The 320-nt window shown below is 52.8% G+C and carries 3 tRNA genes; all 3 read left to right on the top strand.

Annotated features, from left to right (window positions below):
• Nucleotides 1-62 precede the first annotated feature (62 nt).
• Nucleotides 63-135 (top strand) — tRNA-Asn (locus FC19_RS08370).
• 8 nt (nt 136-143) lie between these two features.
• Nucleotides 144-235 (top strand) — tRNA-Ser (locus FC19_RS08365).
• 10 nt (nt 236-245) lie between these two features.
• A tRNA-Glu gene (locus tag FC19_RS08360) sits at nt 246-317 on the top strand.
• Nucleotides 318-320 lie beyond the last annotated feature (3 nt).

The raw sequence follows: 320 nt of genomic DNA, 5'->3' as shown, positions 1-320 counted from the left end.
TTCGCGCCGATAGTAGTTGGGGGATCGCCCCCTGCGAGGGTAGGTCGTTGCCGTGCGAATATTCCGGCATAGCTCAGTTGGTAGAGCACCTGACTGTTAATCAGGTTGTCGACGGTTCGAGCCCGCCTGCCGGAGTTTATGATGGAGAGTTGTCCGAGTTGGCCGAAGGAGCATGATTGGAAATCATGTAAACGGGTATTAACCTGTTTCAAGGGTTCGAATCCCTTACTCTCCGTTAGCAAAACGACCCGTTGGTCAAGTGGTTAAGACACCGCCCTTTCACGGCGGTAACATGGGTTCAAATCCCGTACGGGTCATAT

It is taken from the genome of Liquorilactobacillus aquaticus DSM 21051 (assembly GCF_001436755.1).
Lineage (GTDB): Bacteria > Bacillota > Bacilli > Lactobacillales > Lactobacillaceae > Liquorilactobacillus > Liquorilactobacillus aquaticus.
Note: the sequence above shows the minus strand (reverse complement) of the source record. Positions and strands in the feature narration are given on the sequence as shown.